The sequence below is a fragment of the Streptomyces sp. Y2F8-2 genome, from assembly GCF_014905555.1.
GTDB classification, from domain to species: Bacteria; Actinomycetota; Actinomycetes; order Streptomycetales; family Streptomycetaceae; genus Streptomyces; species Streptomyces cynarae.
The window spans coordinates 87,098-101,929 of sequence record NZ_BNGS01000002.1 but is presented as its reverse complement, the minus strand read 5'-3'; the positions used below and the strand labels follow the sequence as shown (position 1 = coordinate 101,929).

15 protein-coding genes and 1 pseudogene are annotated in these 14,832 nt (G+C 68.4%); 3 read left to right on the top strand and 13 right to left on the bottom strand.

Going from position 1 to position 14,832, the window contains the following annotated elements; all coding sequences use genetic code 11:
• Window positions 1-424: 424 nt before the first annotated feature.
• On the bottom strand, window positions 425-1,033 hold the full coding sequence (locus SY2F82_RS05880; RefSeq protein ID WP_200417891.1) for a TetR/AcrR family transcriptional regulator: 609 nt from the start codon (window positions 1,031-1,033) through the stop codon (window positions 425-427).
• 69 nt (window positions 1,034-1,102) lie between these two features.
• Between SY2F82_RS05880 and SY2F82_RS05875 the strand changes: the two genes are divergently transcribed.
• On the top strand, window positions 1,103-2,035 hold the full coding sequence (locus SY2F82_RS05875; RefSeq protein ID WP_200417890.1) for a DMT family transporter: 933 nt from the start codon (window positions 1,103-1,105) through the stop codon (window positions 2,033-2,035).
• 14 nt (window positions 2,036-2,049) lie between these two features.
• On the opposite strand, the gene SY2F82_RS39665 is transcribed toward SY2F82_RS05875, so the two are convergent.
• The 4 genes from SY2F82_RS39665 to SY2F82_RS05860 form a co-directional block, all read right to left on the bottom strand.
• Complete coding sequence (locus tag SY2F82_RS39665; protein ID WP_308437749.1) at window positions 2,050-2,508, bottom strand: LysR substrate-binding domain-containing protein; 459 nt, start codon at window positions 2,506-2,508, stop codon at window positions 2,050-2,052.
• Between the two features lie 44 nt (window positions 2,509-2,552).
• Window positions 2,553-2,861: a hypothetical protein gene (locus SY2F82_RS39660; RefSeq protein ID WP_308437748.1), complete on the bottom strand. Its 309-nt coding sequence runs from the start codon at window positions 2,859-2,861 to the stop codon at window positions 2,553-2,555.
• A gap of 97 nt (window positions 2,862-2,958) precedes the next feature.
• Window positions 2,959-3,891, bottom strand: coding sequence for an alpha/beta fold hydrolase (locus tag SY2F82_RS05865; protein WP_200417889.1), 933 nt, complete (start codon window positions 3,889-3,891; stop codon window positions 2,959-2,961).
• A gap of 139 nt (window positions 3,892-4,030) precedes the next feature.
• On the bottom strand, window positions 4,031-4,585 hold the full coding sequence (locus SY2F82_RS05860) for an MFS transporter (RefSeq protein WP_200417888.1): 555 nt from the start codon (window positions 4,583-4,585) through the stop codon (window positions 4,031-4,033).
• A gap of 342 nt (window positions 4,586-4,927) precedes the next feature.
• On the opposite strand from SY2F82_RS05860, the gene SY2F82_RS05855 reads away from it, so the two are divergent.
• Complete coding sequence (locus SY2F82_RS05855) at window positions 4,928-5,539, top strand: TetR/AcrR family transcriptional regulator (protein WP_200418598.1); 612 nt, start codon at window positions 4,928-4,930, stop codon at window positions 5,537-5,539.
• Window positions 5,540-5,854: 315 nt separating this feature from the next.
• Here SY2F82_RS05855 and SY2F82_RS05850 read toward each other — a convergent pair whose 3' ends face one another.
• The 8 genes and pseudogenes from SY2F82_RS05850 to SY2F82_RS05820 form a co-directional block, all read right to left on the bottom strand.
• A complete protein-coding gene (locus SY2F82_RS05850) occupies window positions 5,855-6,469 on the bottom strand; it encodes a GAF domain-containing protein (RefSeq protein ID WP_200417887.1) in 615 nt (204 codons plus the stop codon).
• A complete protein-coding gene (locus tag SY2F82_RS05845) occupies window positions 6,432-7,055 on the bottom strand; it encodes an ATP/GTP-binding protein (protein WP_200417886.1) in 624 nt (207 codons plus the stop codon). The genes SY2F82_RS05850 and SY2F82_RS05845 overlap by 38 nt, the downstream gene beginning before the upstream one ends.
• On the bottom strand, window positions 7,033-7,419 hold the full coding sequence (locus SY2F82_RS05840) for a DUF742 domain-containing protein (RefSeq protein WP_200417885.1): 387 nt from the start codon (window positions 7,417-7,419) through the stop codon (window positions 7,033-7,035). The genes SY2F82_RS05845 and SY2F82_RS05840 overlap by 23 nt, the downstream gene beginning before the upstream one ends.
• A 3-nt stretch (window positions 7,420-7,422) precedes the next feature.
• Window positions 7,423-7,815 carry a roadblock/LC7 domain-containing protein gene (locus SY2F82_RS05835; protein WP_200417884.1) on the bottom strand — a complete coding sequence of 131 codons (393 nt, stop codon included), beginning with the start codon at window positions 7,813-7,815 and terminating at the stop codon, window positions 7,423-7,425.
• 74 nt (window positions 7,816-7,889) lie between these two features.
• Complete coding sequence (locus SY2F82_RS05830) at window positions 7,890-9,455, bottom strand: sensor histidine kinase KdpD (RefSeq protein ID WP_200417883.1); 1,566 nt, start codon at window positions 9,453-9,455, stop codon at window positions 7,890-7,892.
• Between the two features lie 375 nt (window positions 9,456-9,830).
• Window positions 9,831-10,013 (bottom strand): annotated as a pseudogene (locus SY2F82_RS38690) (DUF6308 family protein); the annotation flags it as partial.
• A gap of 909 nt (window positions 10,014-10,922) precedes the next feature.
• Complete coding sequence (locus SY2F82_RS05825) at window positions 10,923-11,981, bottom strand: 2,3-butanediol dehydrogenase (protein ID WP_200417882.1); 1,059 nt, start codon at window positions 11,979-11,981, stop codon at window positions 10,923-10,925.
• Between the two features lie 2 nt (window positions 11,982-11,983).
• Window positions 11,984-12,724 (bottom strand): hypothetical protein, encoded by a 741-nt coding sequence (locus SY2F82_RS05820; protein WP_200417881.1) that lies wholly within the window; start codon window positions 12,722-12,724, stop codon window positions 11,984-11,986.
• 619 nt (window positions 12,725-13,343) lie between these two features.
• Between SY2F82_RS05820 and SY2F82_RS05815 the strand changes: the two genes are divergently transcribed.
• Window positions 13,344-14,249, top strand: a complete 906-nt coding sequence (locus SY2F82_RS05815) for a transcriptional regulator (protein WP_236041223.1) — start codon at window positions 13,344-13,346, stop codon at window positions 14,247-14,249.
• Window positions 14,250-14,832 lie beyond the last annotated feature (583 nt).

Below are 14,832 nucleotides of genomic sequence, written 5' to 3'. Positions count from 1 at the left end.
TGTACTGCGATGCTGCCGACGTCTCCGGTCGCACCATGGATCTGGACGCTCACCGGGGCGAGTTGCGCCTTGTCCGTGAGCGCGGTCAGTGCGGTGGTGCCCGACACGGGAAGAGCTGCGGCTTCGAGGAGGCTCAGGTTTTCGGCGCCCGGGCCGGCCGCTCCTGGGGGACGGAGACGTAGTCGGCGAGGAAACCGAAGGCGAAGTGGGGCATGAGCCCCCGCACCGCGTCTCCGGCTTGCCAGGCCTGGACGCCCGGCCGGCTCGCCGGCCATGACAGCGACGTCCCGCTCCACCTCCTTTGGCATCCGATCGGCTTGCGGCCGTCAGGACGCCTTGGTGGGTCTATGGCGAACTCAAAGTTTTCAGCTCGATCAGCGTAGAGATCCTCCCTACTTCCGGTTCGCAGAAGCGAGATGTTGCTTCACCGCTTCGCCGCGGAGTCCCCAGTGGCGGCCAGGATTGCTTGCGCCTGTTCACGGGCATGGGTGATGGGGTCCGCGAAGATGTTCAGGCCGTGGGCGACGAGCGCTCCCTCGTGAAGCAGCATGAGTGTCCGGCCCAGCTGGGAGGCCCCCTCCGGGGTGATGTCCCTGGCGAGGTCGGTGAACAGGGCGAGCATCCACAGCTTTTGCCCGGTGATGATCGGGTATGCCGGGTGGGACGGATCGCTGATCTCGGCGTGAGCGTTGACCATGCTGCACCCCCTTGAACTGTTCTTCGCCGACCATGCGCGTGACGCATCGAAGACGGCCAGGATGCGGGCTGCCGAGGCCGGCTGTGCGGCGTCGAGGCGCTGGGCGAGGAAGACCCGCCAGCGTTCATCACGGTCCGCGAGGTACTCCACGACGATTTGCTCCTTGGAGCCGAACCGGTCGTAGAGGGTCTTCTTCGTCACCCCGGCCGCGGCGGCGATCAGGTCCACCCCGACGGCATGGATGCCGCGCTCGTAGAACAGCCTCGCGGCGGCGTCCAGGACGCGCCGTGCGGCAGGTGTCATCGTGACCCGCCGCGGACTCTCGGTAGTGCCCATACCTCAACAGTATACCGATCTGTATAGTGACTGGGTGAGTATACCGATCTGTTTAGTGGAAGGTGGGGCGTGAACTTCCTGCTCTCGATCGCCTTCGTGCTCTGCTGGAGTTCCGGGTTCATCGGGGCCAAGCTCGCCGCGGGCAGTGCGTCTGCGGTCACCATCCTGATGTGGCGGTTCCTGCCGCTGGCCGTCGTCCTGATCGTCATTGCCGCCGTCTCCAGAACGCCATGGCGGGGCCTCGCGGTGCGGGATGTCGCCCGGCAGGCCGTGATCGGCGTGCTGTCGCAGAGCGGCTATCTGCTCACCGTTTACTACGCGATCCAACTCGGGGTCTCCAGCGGCACCACGGCCCTGATCGACGGCGTCCAGCCCCTCGTCGCCGGAGCACTCGCCGGGCCGTTGTTGCGTCAGTACGTCTCGCGCAAGCAGTGGCTCGGCTTGTGCCTGGGGGCGAGCGGCGTCGCCATCGTCACCATGGCCGATGCTGCGGCCGGCACCGATGCGGCCTGGTGGGCCTATCTCATCCCCTTCCTCGGCATGTTCTCGCTGATAGCGGCGACCTTCCTCGAAAGCCGCTCCCGCGCGCGGGTCGCGCCCGCGGTGTCGATGACCGTCCACTGCGCCACCAGTGCAGTCATCTTCGCGGCCGTTGCCGTGAGTGCCGGAGCCGCGAAGCCGCCCGCTGAGCTCTCGTTCTGGGCCGCGATCACCTGGCTCGTAGTGTTGTCGACCCTCGGCGGCTACGGGCTGTACTGGCTCATCCTCAGGCGCTCTGGCGTTACCAAGGTCAATACGCTCATGTTCCACATGGCTCCGGTCACCGCAGTCTGGGGAGCCCTCATGTTCGGCGAACCGTTCGGTCCGCAGACCACTCTCGGCCTGGCCATCGGCCTGGCGGCAGTCGTCATCGTCTATCGCGGTGACACCTCATCCCCCAGGGTGTGCGCGCGGGATACGGATACGGGCGGGGCCTCGAGGCCGGCCAAGTACGGTGCCTGATGCCTATGCCTCGATCAGAAGGCGGGGTCCGGCTGACGGAACACGGTCTGCAGTGCTGCATGTGCCTGGGTGCGCAGCCAGGTGTGGGCGGGGTCGTGGGCGTGGCGCTGGTGCCGGCTCAGGTGCAGGGGAATCGGTGGCATGGGGAAGGGGAGGGGGAGCGCCTGCAGACCGAGCCGCAGCAGAGCGGGGGTTGTGGCGGCTTCGGGGACGGTGACGACGAGGTCGGCGTCGAGGACGAGTTGGAGGGCTATTGCCGAGCTCGGTGCCGAGGCGATGACCTGGCGTTGGAGTCCGAGGGCGGTGAGGACGTCGTCGACGGGGTCGCGCAGGCGGCCGCGCCGGGAGACGGTGATGTGCTCGGCCGCGGCGTAGCGCTGGGCGGCGAGGGGCCCGTCGGTCAGCGGGTGGCAGGGGCGGACCGCCGCGACGAGGCGGTCCTCGCCGATGAGCTGGTGGCGGAGGTCGGACATCTCCGGCTGCGTGGAGCTCGATACCAGGTCGACCTCGCCGCGCCTCAACTCGGGGTTTCGGAGCCGGGTTCGGCCATCAGGCGCAGCCGTACGCCCGGGGCCTGGCGGTGGACCGCGGCGAGCAGGGCGGGGCCGCACGCCGTGGCCAGTGCGTCGTGCCAGCGGAGGGTGAAGGTCCGACTCAGCGTGGCCAGGTCCAGTTCCCTTTCCGGACTCAGGAGTTGCTTGGCCTGGTGAACGAGGTCGTGCACCTGGGCGCGGATTTTCATGGCGTGCGGGGTGGGCACCATCGTCCGGCCGGTGCGGACCAGGATCTCGTCCGCTTTGCCGACGCCGGATGCGTCGTCGCCCACGGAGGCGAGGTGCGTTCGGCGAGTTCGCGGTGAGCTGGAACAACGCTGTGAGCCGGCACAAGCCGGTCGCCTGGCGGGCGGGTGGGTGTGGCCGGGGTCAATCGCTTTCAGCGATGAAGCCGGCCAGAGCGGCAGCGACGGCGTCGGGTTGTTCGTCCGGGATGAAGTGGCCTGCGTCCGGCACGACGATCCCGGTGGTGTTGTCGGCCCATGGCCGGATGGAAGCTGCCATGTCGGGGATGGAACCGTGGCTGCTGGAAATCCCGAGAACCGGCACCGTCAGGTGGTGCTGTTCAAGGGCCTCGTGGTTCTTCCGCGCCGATTCAGCGGCGTCCCGGTAGTAGGCCAGGGAAGCGCGGAGTCCGCCGTCAGCGGTGATGGCCGCGGCGTACTGCTCGATCTCGGCGTCGTCGAAGGTGTCGGAGGCGAGGGTCTTGACCTTCAGGAACCAGCCGACGTACTCGCGTTCACGGCCTGTGAGCAGTGTTTCGGGCAGGTCGGGTACGAGATGGAATGCGAAGTGCCACGTCTTCCACGCCACCTCGGGGTCAGTCGGGATGGTGTCGGGGAGGGTGATGCCCGGGATACCGGCGTCGAGCAGAGCGACCCCGCGAAGCCGGCTCTCGAAGTTGAGGGCGAGGGAGAAGGCGACCCAGGCGCCGATGTCGTGGGCGGCCAGCCAGTATGTCGACACTCCGAGCGCTTGCACCGCGGCGTGGACGTACGCGGCGACCGTGTGCGTGTCGTAGCTGCCGTCCGGGCGTTCGGAGTGGCCTTGGCCCGGCAGGTCGATCGCGATGACGTGGAACCGGTCGGCCAGGCCGGGCATCACCTTTCGCCACGCCCACCAGGTCTGCGGGAATCCAGCGAGCAGCACGACGGCTGGGCCGTTCGGCTGACCGCCCTCGACCGCATGAAGGCGGACACCGCCCGCGTCGACCCAGCGGTGGGTGAAGCCGGCCAGGTCGAGCAGGGGCAGGTCGCGGACCGGGTTGTCGGGGACGCGGGCGGCGGTTGCCGTGTCAGTCATGGTTTTCCTCCATCGATATCGGGTGTACTGGTTCGGTATGTCGGCCGGGGTGGGGCCCGCGAGCGCGGTGGACACGACGAGAGCGGCGCCTGTGTGCACGAGTTCCGGGCAAATCGAATATTTGTGATGTTCAGCGCCATTATTGACTCGCCCTGGGTATCCATTCGGAGCCCGTCATGGAGGGCGCGGGCCACCGAGCCACTCGGTGCGGCGGCCGCTCAGGCGATGGTGGTGGCCGGGCGGCTGAGTGTGCTCGCGAGGGTCGTCGCAATGACCGCTGCCGGGACGTGACGGTCTCCGGGGTGACGATGACGGCCACAAACGCTGGGACCAGGCCGGCGAGGTAAGCCCAGAACACCAGGTGCGTGGGGTTCGCCCCGTATTGCGCGAACAGGCCCGCGACAATGGTGCCCAGCCCCAGCCCGCCCATGTTCGCCGCCGTGGAGACGGTCGACACCAGTCGGGTGCGCTCGACTCCGGCCAGCTCGCCCAGTGCCGCGGTCCCTGTGGCGGTGAAGACACCGGTGCCCAGGCCGCACAGGAACCGTGCTGCCAGCAGGGTTCCGACATCGTGCGCCAGGAGGAACAGCGCTGTGCTCGTGGCCGCGGCGAGTACAGCGGCGGCCAGGAGAGGACGGCGGCCCACACGGTCGGACAGCGACGCGAACACCATCAGCGCGAGCGCGGTCCCCACGGCGCAGACGGCGAAGACCAGCGTGGTGGTGAGGGCCCGAAGCCCATCTGCGGCGCCCAGAGCACATACAGCGGAATCGGCAGCGTCCCGCCCAGCATGACCACGGCGTACACAGCGGCTACGAGCCAGAACCCGGCGCGCGATCGGCGCCCGCCGGCAGGTGGAACAGCCCGTACGCGGACGTCTGACGCGATGTGGTCGGTCATGGTGCGGCCTTTCGGGTGCGAAAACCGAGGGCCTTCACGCTAACCATCTTGGATCGATCGGTCAAAGATACGTTGACCGATCGATCCAAGATGCGAGTAGGATCACAGCAGGGACGCACAGGAGGAGGTGGACGCTGTGTCCGGCCGGAAGCAGTTCGACATCAGCGCGGCCCTGGACCAGGCCATGCGGGTGTTCTGGCAGCGCGGGTACCCGGACGCCTCACTCGATGCCCTCGGTGCGGCCACCGGCCTCGGGCGCGGGTCCCTCTACGGCACCTTCGGCAACAAGGAGGCCCTGTTCGGCAAGTGCCTGGACCGCTACGCGTCGATCTACGGCGCGCAGTATGAGCAGGCACTCGCGGCGCACCCCGGTGACCCGGTGCGGGCCGTCGAGGCATTCTTCGACGTCGTCCTCAACCGTATCGCCGACCCGTCGGTCCCCGTGGGGTGCCTCATCGCCCAGTCCGCCGCGCAGCTACTGACGTTGAAGGAGGAGAACGGCATGCAGGTGCGTGGCCTGCTCGACGTACAGCGCCAACGGGTACGTGCGGCACTGGCGGACTCCTCGGCCGACAGCCGGACGCTCGACGAGCTCGCCACGTTCGTCGTCGCCATCAACCAGTCGCTGGCCGTACTGAGCCGTGCCGGCACCTCGGACGCCGAACTGCGCTCCGTGGCCCGACTCGCATGCACAACGGTGGCGGACACCATCGCCCGGGCGGCATCCGAGGACGTCGGCCAAGGCTGACGGGCACCGGCTGCGCCGGGACTCGCCCTCTGCGACCCGGCATGCCCACAGGTACTGCCGCCGGCGCGATGCCGAGACGGTCGGCGCTCTCGCGGACGGAGTGCTCAAGGGCGTGCAGCGACACAGTGACTGGCTTCGCCGTCGGTCCACTGGAGTGGTGCTCTGCCGTGAATGCCGAGAACCGCGGGAGCATGATTGATCGTGCTGCTGCGACTGACTCATGGGCAGAGTCGGGGTGCGGGAGCCGCGGTCGGGTGCTGGACGGCCGCGCCGGGGACACTCCGGGGCGGCCGCGTGCGAGTCCGACAGCGCCGGTCAGCTGCGACGGTGCGCCGACTCCTCCAGCCGCTCGACGAGTTCGGCAGCCATGGCCTTGATGGTTTCCAGCCCCTTGCGCCCCCACGGCTGTGGGTCCTGGTCGACCACGCAGATCGTGCCGAGCACCACGCCGGTGCTGTCTATCAGCGGTGCGCCCAGGTAGGACTGGACGCCGATCGCGTCGACCACCGGGTTACCGGCGAACCGCGGGAAGTCCCGGATGTCCTCCAGCACCAGTGCCCGGCGGCGCTTGACCACGTGCGGGCAGATGCCCATGTCGATGTCGCGGGGCATGACGCGGCCGGGCACCGGATCCTCCAGCAACGGCGGTCCCACGTGGACCGTGGTGTCCTGCGCGGCGCTGTACAAGCCTGCGAAGTACTGGCGGTCGGCGTCGAGGAAGAAGTTGACCCCGGCGTAGCAGCCGCCGGTACGGTGTGCCAGTTCCCGTGCGAAGGCGTCGAGTTCGGCATCGGGACGGGCATCGATGCCCAGCTCGCGCAGCCGCTCGGATCGGGCACGCACCTGTGGGTCCTCCGGGGGGAGGAGCAGGTGGCGCAGGGCGATCCCGGACTCAGGCCCGGAGGAGGGGTTGGTCGGTGTCGGTGCCATGGGAACTCCTTGTCGTGAGCAGATGCTGAATCAGTTCGAGCAGCACGCGGATGCCCGAGCTCTGGACGCGGGCGTCGCACAGCACCACCGGCACCTCCTGACTGAGGTCGAGCGCGGTCCGCACTTCCTCCCCGCAGTAGCGGTGGGCCCCGTCGAACTCGTTGACGGCGACGACGAAGGGCATGCCGCGCCGCTCGAAGAAGTCCACCGCCGCGAAGGAGTGCTCCAGCCTGCGGGTGTCGGCGAGAACCACCGCCCCGAGCGCTCCCTCGGAGAGTTCGTCCCACATGAACAAGAAGCGCTCCTGTCCGGGCGTGCCGAACAAGTACAGGACATGGGACGGACTGAGCGTGATACGGCCGAAGTCCAGGGCCACCGTGGTGGTGGCCTTGTTCTCCACTCCGTCCAGCCGGTCCGTGGCCGCGCTGACGGCGGTCAGCATCTCCTCGGTGCTCAGCGGCTCGATCTCGCTGAGCGCGTTGACGAAGGTGGTCTTTCCCACGCCGAACCCGCCGGCGATCAGCACCTTGATGCCCACTGGCAGGACTTCGGCCGGCAGCGGGTCACAGTCGTTTGAGGAGGCCATCGCGTACCGCTTCCAGGAGGTCTCGATCAGGTCGTGCGTCGTGGCCCTGGGACGCCGGGTGCGCATCGCCTGCGACCACCGCGCCTCCCTCGGCCAGATCGGAAAGCAACACCTTGACCACGGCGGCGGGCACCTGCATCCGGGCCGCGACCTCGGCGACGCTCACCGGCCGCTCGCACAGCGCCAGCACCTGCGCATGCTCCAGGCCGAAGGCGCCCTGTGTCTGGGCGCCAGTGGCCCGCACCATGGTCACCAGCGTGAAGTGGGACGTGGCCCTGGTCCGGCCGTCGCTCACCGTGTAGGGACGGACCAGCCGCCCGGCCGCTTCGTCGACCAGCGGTCCGTCCGGGAGGACCGGCGTCATCGGTCACCCCACCGGGTGCCGGGGCGGTGTGGCCAGGTGAGGGCGCACGCTCTTGACCATCATCCCCATCTCGTAGCCCAGCACCGCCGCGTCGGCCTCGCGTCCGGCCAGCACTGCCAGCACCGCGCCGTGCCCGGCGGACGAGACGAACAGCAGCGAGGTGCTGAGCTCCGTCACGATCTGTCGTACGTCCCCGCCGTCGTCGAAGTGCCGGCCCGCGCTGCGCGCCAACGAGTACAGCCCACTGGCGAGGGCGGCCAACCGGTCCGCGGCGTCCTCGTCAAGCCCCTCCGCTGCCTTCACCAGCCCGTCCGAGGACAGCAACAGGGCGCTTCGGGTGTGCGGCACCCGGTTCACCAGACCCGTCAACAGCCAGGAAAGGTCTTCGCTCGCCACGATCGTGTAACTCCTCTTCTACGGAAGGAAACAGCTTGCTGGACGGGGCCCGGGCCTTCAGGTCGGCTCGGCTGTCAGGGCGTCTCCGCTTCCTCGGCCCTGCGCATTCCGGTCTGGAACGCGGCCATCAGGCCCGGGTCGTGTGCGATGTCCTCGGAGACACCGGTGCTGGGGGCCGCGTGCGGCCGTTCGGCGGCGTGGCTCTGGCGGCGGCGCTGAGGCAGCTGCGGACGGTCGTCCGCGCCGTCGGAGGGCACCGAGGCGGGCTGGGGTTCGGAATCGGACACGTGCGGATCCGCAACGACCTCCACTGTTGCCCGGAGGTCCGCCGCCTCGGGTTCCACCGGGTCGTGCGGCCCCGCGTCAGGGGTCGGGACGGTGTGGTGCGCGGGCGCGGGAACCGCCGACTGCGAGCCGAGCAGTGCGCTGGGCAGCACCATGACGGCCTGAGTGCCCCCGTAGACGTTGCTCAGCAATTGCACGGCGATGTCGTGCCGCTGAGCCAGGACGGAGACCACGTACAGGCCGATCCGGCCGTCTTGCAGCAGCTCGCCGAGGGCGACCTTGTCGGGTGCACTCAAAACGGTGTTCATCTGATTGCGCTCGGCCGGGGACATGCCCAGACCCCGGTCCTCGACCTCGATCGCCACCCCCGCGGCGACGGGCTCCACCCGCACGTGCACGGTGGTCTGGGGCGGCGAGAAGACCGTCGCGTTCTCCAGCAGCTCGGCCAGCAGATGGACGACGTCGACCACGGCGTGGCCGCTGACGGTTCCATCGATGGGCGGGACCAGCTTGACCCGGGCGTACTGGTCGATCTCGGCGACGGCGGAACGCAGCACGTCGGTCAGGCCGACGGGGCGGGTCCACTGGCGGTGGGTGTTCGCGCCGCCGAGCACGGCCAGGTTCTCGGCGTAGCGGCGGATCCGGGTGGACAGGTGGTCCACCCGGAACAGCCCTTTGAGCAGGTCGGGGTCCTCGACCTCGTTCTCCAGGTCGTCCAGCAGGCCGATCTCTCGGTGCACCAGGGACTCCAGGCGGCGTGCCAGGTTGGCGAACACCTCGAACTGCTCCAGCCGGGCGTTGTGTTCCGCACCGACCGCGCCGGCGGCGGTCTCCAACAGGGCTGCCTCCGCGTCCTGCCGGGCCGCGGCGATCTCGAACCCGAGGCGGGAGAGCTCGTCCGGGCCGGTCTGCGGCGGCAGTTCCGGCCGGCGCCGCGCGGGCCGCTCCCCGTCCCGCAACCGGCGGCACAACGACTCCAGTTCGGCCCTGCCCTCGGCAATGGTACGGGTCAGCTCGGCCAGCTCGGCACGGTTCCGGTCGGCCTCGCGGGACAGCTCCGCCCAGTGTTTGGTGACTGCTCGTGCCTCCGCCGAAGCCCTTATGCCGGCGATCCCGGCCGCCATGGTGCCGACGAGCACCACGCCGCCGAACACCACGCCCTGGTCCGCCCCGCCCAGGTGGCCATCGCGGGCCAGGGCGGTGGCCACCGCACCGGCCACGGCGACCACGCCCGGCGGCAGCACGGACGACAGCACCAGACGCCGCCTCAAGGCCCCGGCTCGCGACTCGGCCGTCACACGGGAGTTCACGGGCGACGTCGGCCGGTCGTCCGGCGACATGGAAGGATCAGGCATAACAGTCCCCGGACAGTGCGATGATCGGGCCGAACGCGCACGTTATCGCGCACCAGGACCCCGGTGTCAGCCCCTGGCGCGTACAGAAATCGAACCGTTGTCCTTGAGTTCGCTTCGAAGTGCCCGTCCCAGGCGTGCGAGTGTGGAAAGGGCCACCAGCACTGGGGACAACCTTCGTGCCCGCGGCCGTCACCAGCAGGCTGGTGCGCAATCGCCACGCCTCCACGAGGAATCCGTCGAGCAGCGAGCCGAGCGGGGCCGGCCCCATGCCGATACATGTCCCCCCTGCGCCCGATCCGCCAGCAGAGCCTGGGCCCCAGCGGGATCACCGGTCCCACGGATCCGCCGCGCGAGAGGACCGGACGGCACTACGGTTCAGCTCGTCGAGGTCTGACGCCGTTGTCCTTGATGCGTCCAGGCGATGGCGTCGAAGACGCGCAGGATGATGTCCTCGCCGATACCGGCCTTGGGACGGAGACAGATCAACTGATCGCAGAGGGCGCCGTTGCCGGCCCGAAGTGCTGCTGTCAGCGCCGCCCTGAAGGGCTGATCCGTCTGCGGGCGCTCGAAAGGGCGAGCACGGCATGCGCGTCAGCGGCGGCTCAGACACTGTGCCCATGCGACCTGAATCTCCGGCGGCGCATTGCCTTTCCTGGCTACGGCCTCACCTGTCGGTGATCGCGGAGAGCCATTCCGTGTCCTCCGGGTCAGGCGCTTCGAGGCCGGGTGCGGTCAGTCGACGGACCTCGCCCGTGCGCAGGGCGACGGTGGCCCGTGGCCGCATCGGCCCATGACCCCTCCGCGAGAGCAGGACGAGTTGGACCGCGGCGGAAATCGTCCTGCGGAAGGTCGTCGAAGGAGGAGAAGCGGCCCGTCAGGAAGCCCTTGCCGAGCGGGCGCCCGGGTCTTCTGCCGCGCTCGCTGTCGGAGCCAGGCTGCGGCCACTCGGCGTATCACGCACCCTGAGCTTTCCTTGAGCCACCACGCTCGTATCGTCAGCCGTCAACTCGCCCCTCGGACACACACCTTGGAATGCCTGGTCAGTGCGTTGACCAGGCATTTTGCTTGCAGTCGCCGCGTGCGACCCGCCGAGGGTCATGGCGAGCTCCGGGTAGGCAACGCGCTGGCCTGCGTCTTCACAGCGAGAAGCCGTAGGGGTTTGTGTCGGGCTCATGTGGAGCTCTTCGGAGGCGTCGACTGCCCCCTTGGCTCATGCGGTCTTGACCTGCTCCTTCCGCCGGTTGTCCCGCGGGTTCTTTCGGAGTCCGTTTGCTTGGACACGGCATACGTTTCGGGACTCAGAAGTGCCACGGGAGGATAGCGGCTCCCCGGCCAGTTCTGGCCGGGGAGGCCACCTGCCCCCACCCGTCCGCGTCCGCTGTGCCGGCCTGCGAAGGGCGATGAACGTGGTCACTCCCTAGAGAGCTCGATGGCAGGTGCATGGCAAACCCGCTGATCCGCGCGCCCTCACTGCGGGCGCACCAGGATCTTGACGTTCTCTTCCTTGTTGTTCACCAGTTCGTCGAAGCCCCTCGTGACGATGTCGTCAAGACCGATTCGGCCGGTGATGAACTGGTACGGGTCTACCCGGCCGCTCTCGACCATCGCAATGGTCGCCGGGTGGTCATTGGCGTAAGCGAGGCTGCCGAGCACCTTGACCTCGCGGAACACCAGATCGTTCAGTGCGACCTTGGCCTCGTGTCCCCAGATGGCGACATTCACGCAGGTGCCGCCCGCGCGCGTGGAAAGGATCGCGGACTTCAGTACTGCGTCGATGCCGGCGCATTCGAAGGTCACGTCGGCGTTGCGGCCCTTGGTCAGTTCCGACACCGCCGTGGCGATGTCCGTAGTGGTCGGATCGAGTATGTGGTCAGCGCCGGCCACGACTGCTTTGGCCTTGCGTACGTCCGCCGGCTCCACGACGATGATCGACTCGGTGCCGACCGCGCGCAGAACAGCCGTGGTCACCAGACCGATCGGTCCCGCACCGAACACGATGGCAGTGTCGCCGGACTTGGCGCCGGACAGCCGTACGGCGTGGTAGGCGACCGCGAGTGGCTCGATGAGCGCCCCCACGTCCGTGCCGAGGTCGCCGAGCGGATGGATCCAGCGCCGCTCTGCGACGACGAATTGCGAGAAGCCGCCTCCTCCGCCGGAGAGGCCGACGAATCCCAGCGACTGGCAGACGTTGTACATGCCGCGCAGACAGGGGTCGCACCGACCGCACACGAGATAGGGCTCGACGACGACCCGGTCGCCTATGCGCAGGTCATCGACACCGTCACCCAGTTCCCGCACCACTCCCGCGAACTCGTGACCGAGAGTGATGGGTACGGTCTCGCCCGTGAGGGGGTGTGGCGCCCCTTTGGCCGGCGCGAAGATGGGCCCTTCGAGATACTCGTGGAGGTCGGTGCCGCAGATACCGCACCATTCGACCTCGACCTTGACGGTGCCCGGGCGTGTCGCTGGTTCTGCGACATCGTCGATCCGGATATCGCCCGGACCGTAGAAACGTGCTGCCTTCATTCTCAGCTCCCTTGCTGGCGCGTGGATTCTGCAGCGGCATGACGGGGGGCGGCCTTTGGCTCGGCAGCCGTTTTATCGGCCGGCTTCGGCAGGCCATAGGAGCCGAATCCGACAACGTACAGCAGGGTTACGAGGGCGAACCAGTCCATGAACCCAAGCGCATTGCCGTACAGGTTTCCGGCTACAACCGGTTCGTGCAGCAGCGTGCCGGCCGCGAACCTGTAGTAGGCGATAAAGGCCAAGATCCCCAGGGTCAAGGTGACAACGGCGCGCACTGTCAGGTTGGCGGCGAGGCCGAGATTCGTGGGTTTATTGCCGAGCGCGGTACGTCCGCGGCCGGTCGCCTGGCGCCAGGGCCAGTTCTCCATCGTCAATCCGGTCACGATGACAGCCACAATGATCCAGGCCATGAAGTCGGCATTGAGGTGCCCGTAACCCACTGGGAACGCGTAGGTGACCCCGACCGCGAACACCGCGGTTGATGCCGTTATCACTGCTCCCCTGAGCGGCTGGCGGAGTCGGTCGAATCCGAAGAACTCGAGGTTGAATCCGGACCAGACGACGAACAACAACGCCCAGAACAAGGCGGCATCAAAGGGCAGCGGGTAGAGCTCGAACGGGCTCACACGCGGGTCGGCGATCAGGTACCAGCCGCCGAACGTGACAACAAGCACGACGATCAGATTGCCGATGCCGTGCATCAGCCAACTCACGGCTCGTCTGGAGGGAAGCGTCTCGGACATGGGTCGCACCGAGCTTTCTCTGGAGGAAGAATCCGGCGCACCGCAAATTCCCGCCCGAGGAAGTAAGGAGAGCCCTTGCGCCCGCTGCAGACAGTGCGCGGGTGCAGTGCTCTCTGCGGAGCGCACCTTCTTGCAGGGACCACCGGAATCCTCTGCGAGCGACCTCGCAGAGTCGCGGATCACCGGGCAGTCGCGCTGATTACACGACTCCACCGGACGGGCTCGACAGGGTTGCACGGCATTGCATGGAGTTTGTTGCACGTCAGTAGCGCTCGGTTCACTGTGGGGATACGCTCCCGGGCGGCGCGAAGATGCGGGAGGTGCGGTCGTGAGCGTGCACAGTGCGATCCCTGCGGGCCGAAGCTTGCCCGATTACGCCCGGGACCTGGTCCGGATGCATGAAGCTGTCATCGGCGGAAGCCGCCCACCACTGGCGCCACGTCCCCTCGTATCCCGGTCCTGGACGCGCATGCTGCGGATGGGACTGGCGGTGCGGGGCGGGAACCCGCGCGTTTCCGTGACGGAGGAAGAGATCGCGCGCCGGCGATACGCATCACCCATGCGGAGCGCTGTCCAAGAATTCATACAGATATTCGAAGCAAATCCGGACGCCTCCCACATGCTGCTGGTGGTCGCGGACGCGGACGGCGTCATCCTCTGGCGAGCGGGTGCGTCATCGGTGCGGCGCCGTGCCGACACGCTCGGTTTCACCGAAGGCGCGGTCTGGACGGAGGCACAGGTGGGCACCAATGCGATCGGCACCGCGCTTGCCGAGGCCGCGCCGGTGGAGCTGCTCTCCGGTGAACACTTCGAGCAGGACCAGCACGCGTGGTACTGCACCGCCTGCCCGGTCCACGATCCTCGCACCGGGGATCTGCTGGGCATCGTCGATATCAGCGGTCCTGCCCTCACGCTGCACCCGGCGATCGGCGCGTTGGCCGAGACCGGGCGTCGTCTCATGGAGGCTCAGGTATGGCGGTGTCACCAGGAGCGTCTTGAGCGGCTTCGGCAGTCGGCCGAACCGCTTCTGGCCGCCACTTCGGGTCCGGCGCTTGTGGTCGACGACCATGGGTGGGTTGCACACAGCTCTGGCGTCGCCGTGGGCGCACGGATTGCCGCACCAGCTGCCAGACAGGCCCTTGCTGTGCCCGGTTTCGGCGCATGCGTGCCCGAGCGTCTACCGAACGGCTGGCTCGTCCGGCCATTCACCCGCGGGCGGGAGGTGCTGCTCGAACTCGACCTGTCCAGTTCCCCGTTGCTCCAGGTGCACGCGGGTGACACGGGATGGCGCCGGCTCATCACGAAACGGCATGCCGAAATACTTGCGCTCCTGCACCGTGCGGGTCCCGCCGGCATGTCCGCGGAAGCTCTCAGTCAGGCATTGTTCGGCGATGCAGGTCACCTTGTTTCGGTGCGGGCCGAGGTGTCGCGTCTTCGCCGCCAGCTTGGAGGGATTGTGGCGACCCGGCCCTACCGCCTCGCCGACGGTGTCCAGCTGACCGTCACCGAGGACGCCGGCGCATAGCGACTCCAGTTGCCGATGCGGTCGCTGCGCACCACTCGCCCAGCTCAGGACAGCGCGCCCACGGTCGACGACGCTGGCTGCGTTGCCGCCATCGCCGGCCAATCCGGCTCGATCCTGTGGTCGCGCGGCGGGCGGGTGGTGCAGCGGCGTACGAGACAGGTGGACTTCTCGCCCGGCGGCAGGTGGGACGAGCCGCACTTGGACACTGACGCGCTGTAGCCGGCACTGGGCAGCGGGAGCCCGAGCACGGTGATATCGATCGAGCATGTGGTCGCCGCCTCGCACCGCCAGGTCGGCCGTTGCGCGCCGATCCACGGTGCTCGTAGCCGACGGCTCGGCATCCTCGCCCATCCACCGGCTGGAACGGTGCGCACCTGCCGGCCATGTCCACGGTCCGCACGCTGATTGCCACCAGCCTGCTGTTGCCCAAGTCGTGCCGCCCGGGATCGCTCCCACCTGCTCACCGGCGAGGACGCGACCGCGCCGGCCACGAGCCCATCGCCTCTCGGGAGGGGCCGGACGAGCCGGCTGAACTAGCCACGACGGGGGCGGCGACAGTTGCAACGGGGGCCGGACGCGACGT

Coding starts and splice junctions, on each gene's coding strand:
- SY2F82_RS05880 (WP_200417891.1), bottom strand. CDS start 1,033: ATGGGCACTACCGAGAGTCCGCGGCGGGTCACGATGACACCTGCCGCA.
- SY2F82_RS39665 (WP_308437749.1), bottom strand. CDS start 2,508: ATGTCCGACCTCCGCCACCAGCTCATCGGCGAGGACCGCCTCGTCGCG.
- SY2F82_RS05865 (WP_200417889.1), bottom strand. CDS start 3,891: ATGACTGACACGGCAACCGCCGCCCGCGTCCCCGACAACCCGGTCCGC.
- SY2F82_RS05850 (WP_200417887.1), bottom strand. CDS start 6,469: ATGGCACCGACACCGACCAACCCCTCCTCCGGGCCTGAGTCCGGGATC.
- SY2F82_RS05845 (WP_200417886.1), bottom strand. CDS start 7,055: ATGGCCTCCTCAAACGACTGTGACCCGCTGCCGGCCGAAGTCCTGCCA.
- SY2F82_RS05840 (WP_200417885.1), bottom strand. CDS start 7,419: ATGACGCCGGTCCTCCCGGACGGACCGCTGGTCGACGAAGCGGCCGGG.
- SY2F82_RS05830 (WP_200417883.1), bottom strand. CDS start 9,455: ATGCCTGATCCTTCCATGTCGCCGGACGACCGGCCGACGTCGCCCGTG.
- SY2F82_RS05825 (WP_200417882.1), bottom strand. CDS start 11,981: ATGAAGGCAGCACGTTTCTACGGTCCGGGCGATATCCGGATCGACGAT.
- SY2F82_RS05820 (WP_200417881.1), bottom strand. CDS start 12,724: ATGTCCGAGACGCTTCCCTCCAGACGAGCCGTGAGTTGGCTGATGCAC.
- SY2F82_RS05815 (WP_236041223.1), top strand. CDS start 13,344: ATGCTGCTGGTGGTCGCGGACGCGGACGGCGTCATCCTCTGGCGAGCG.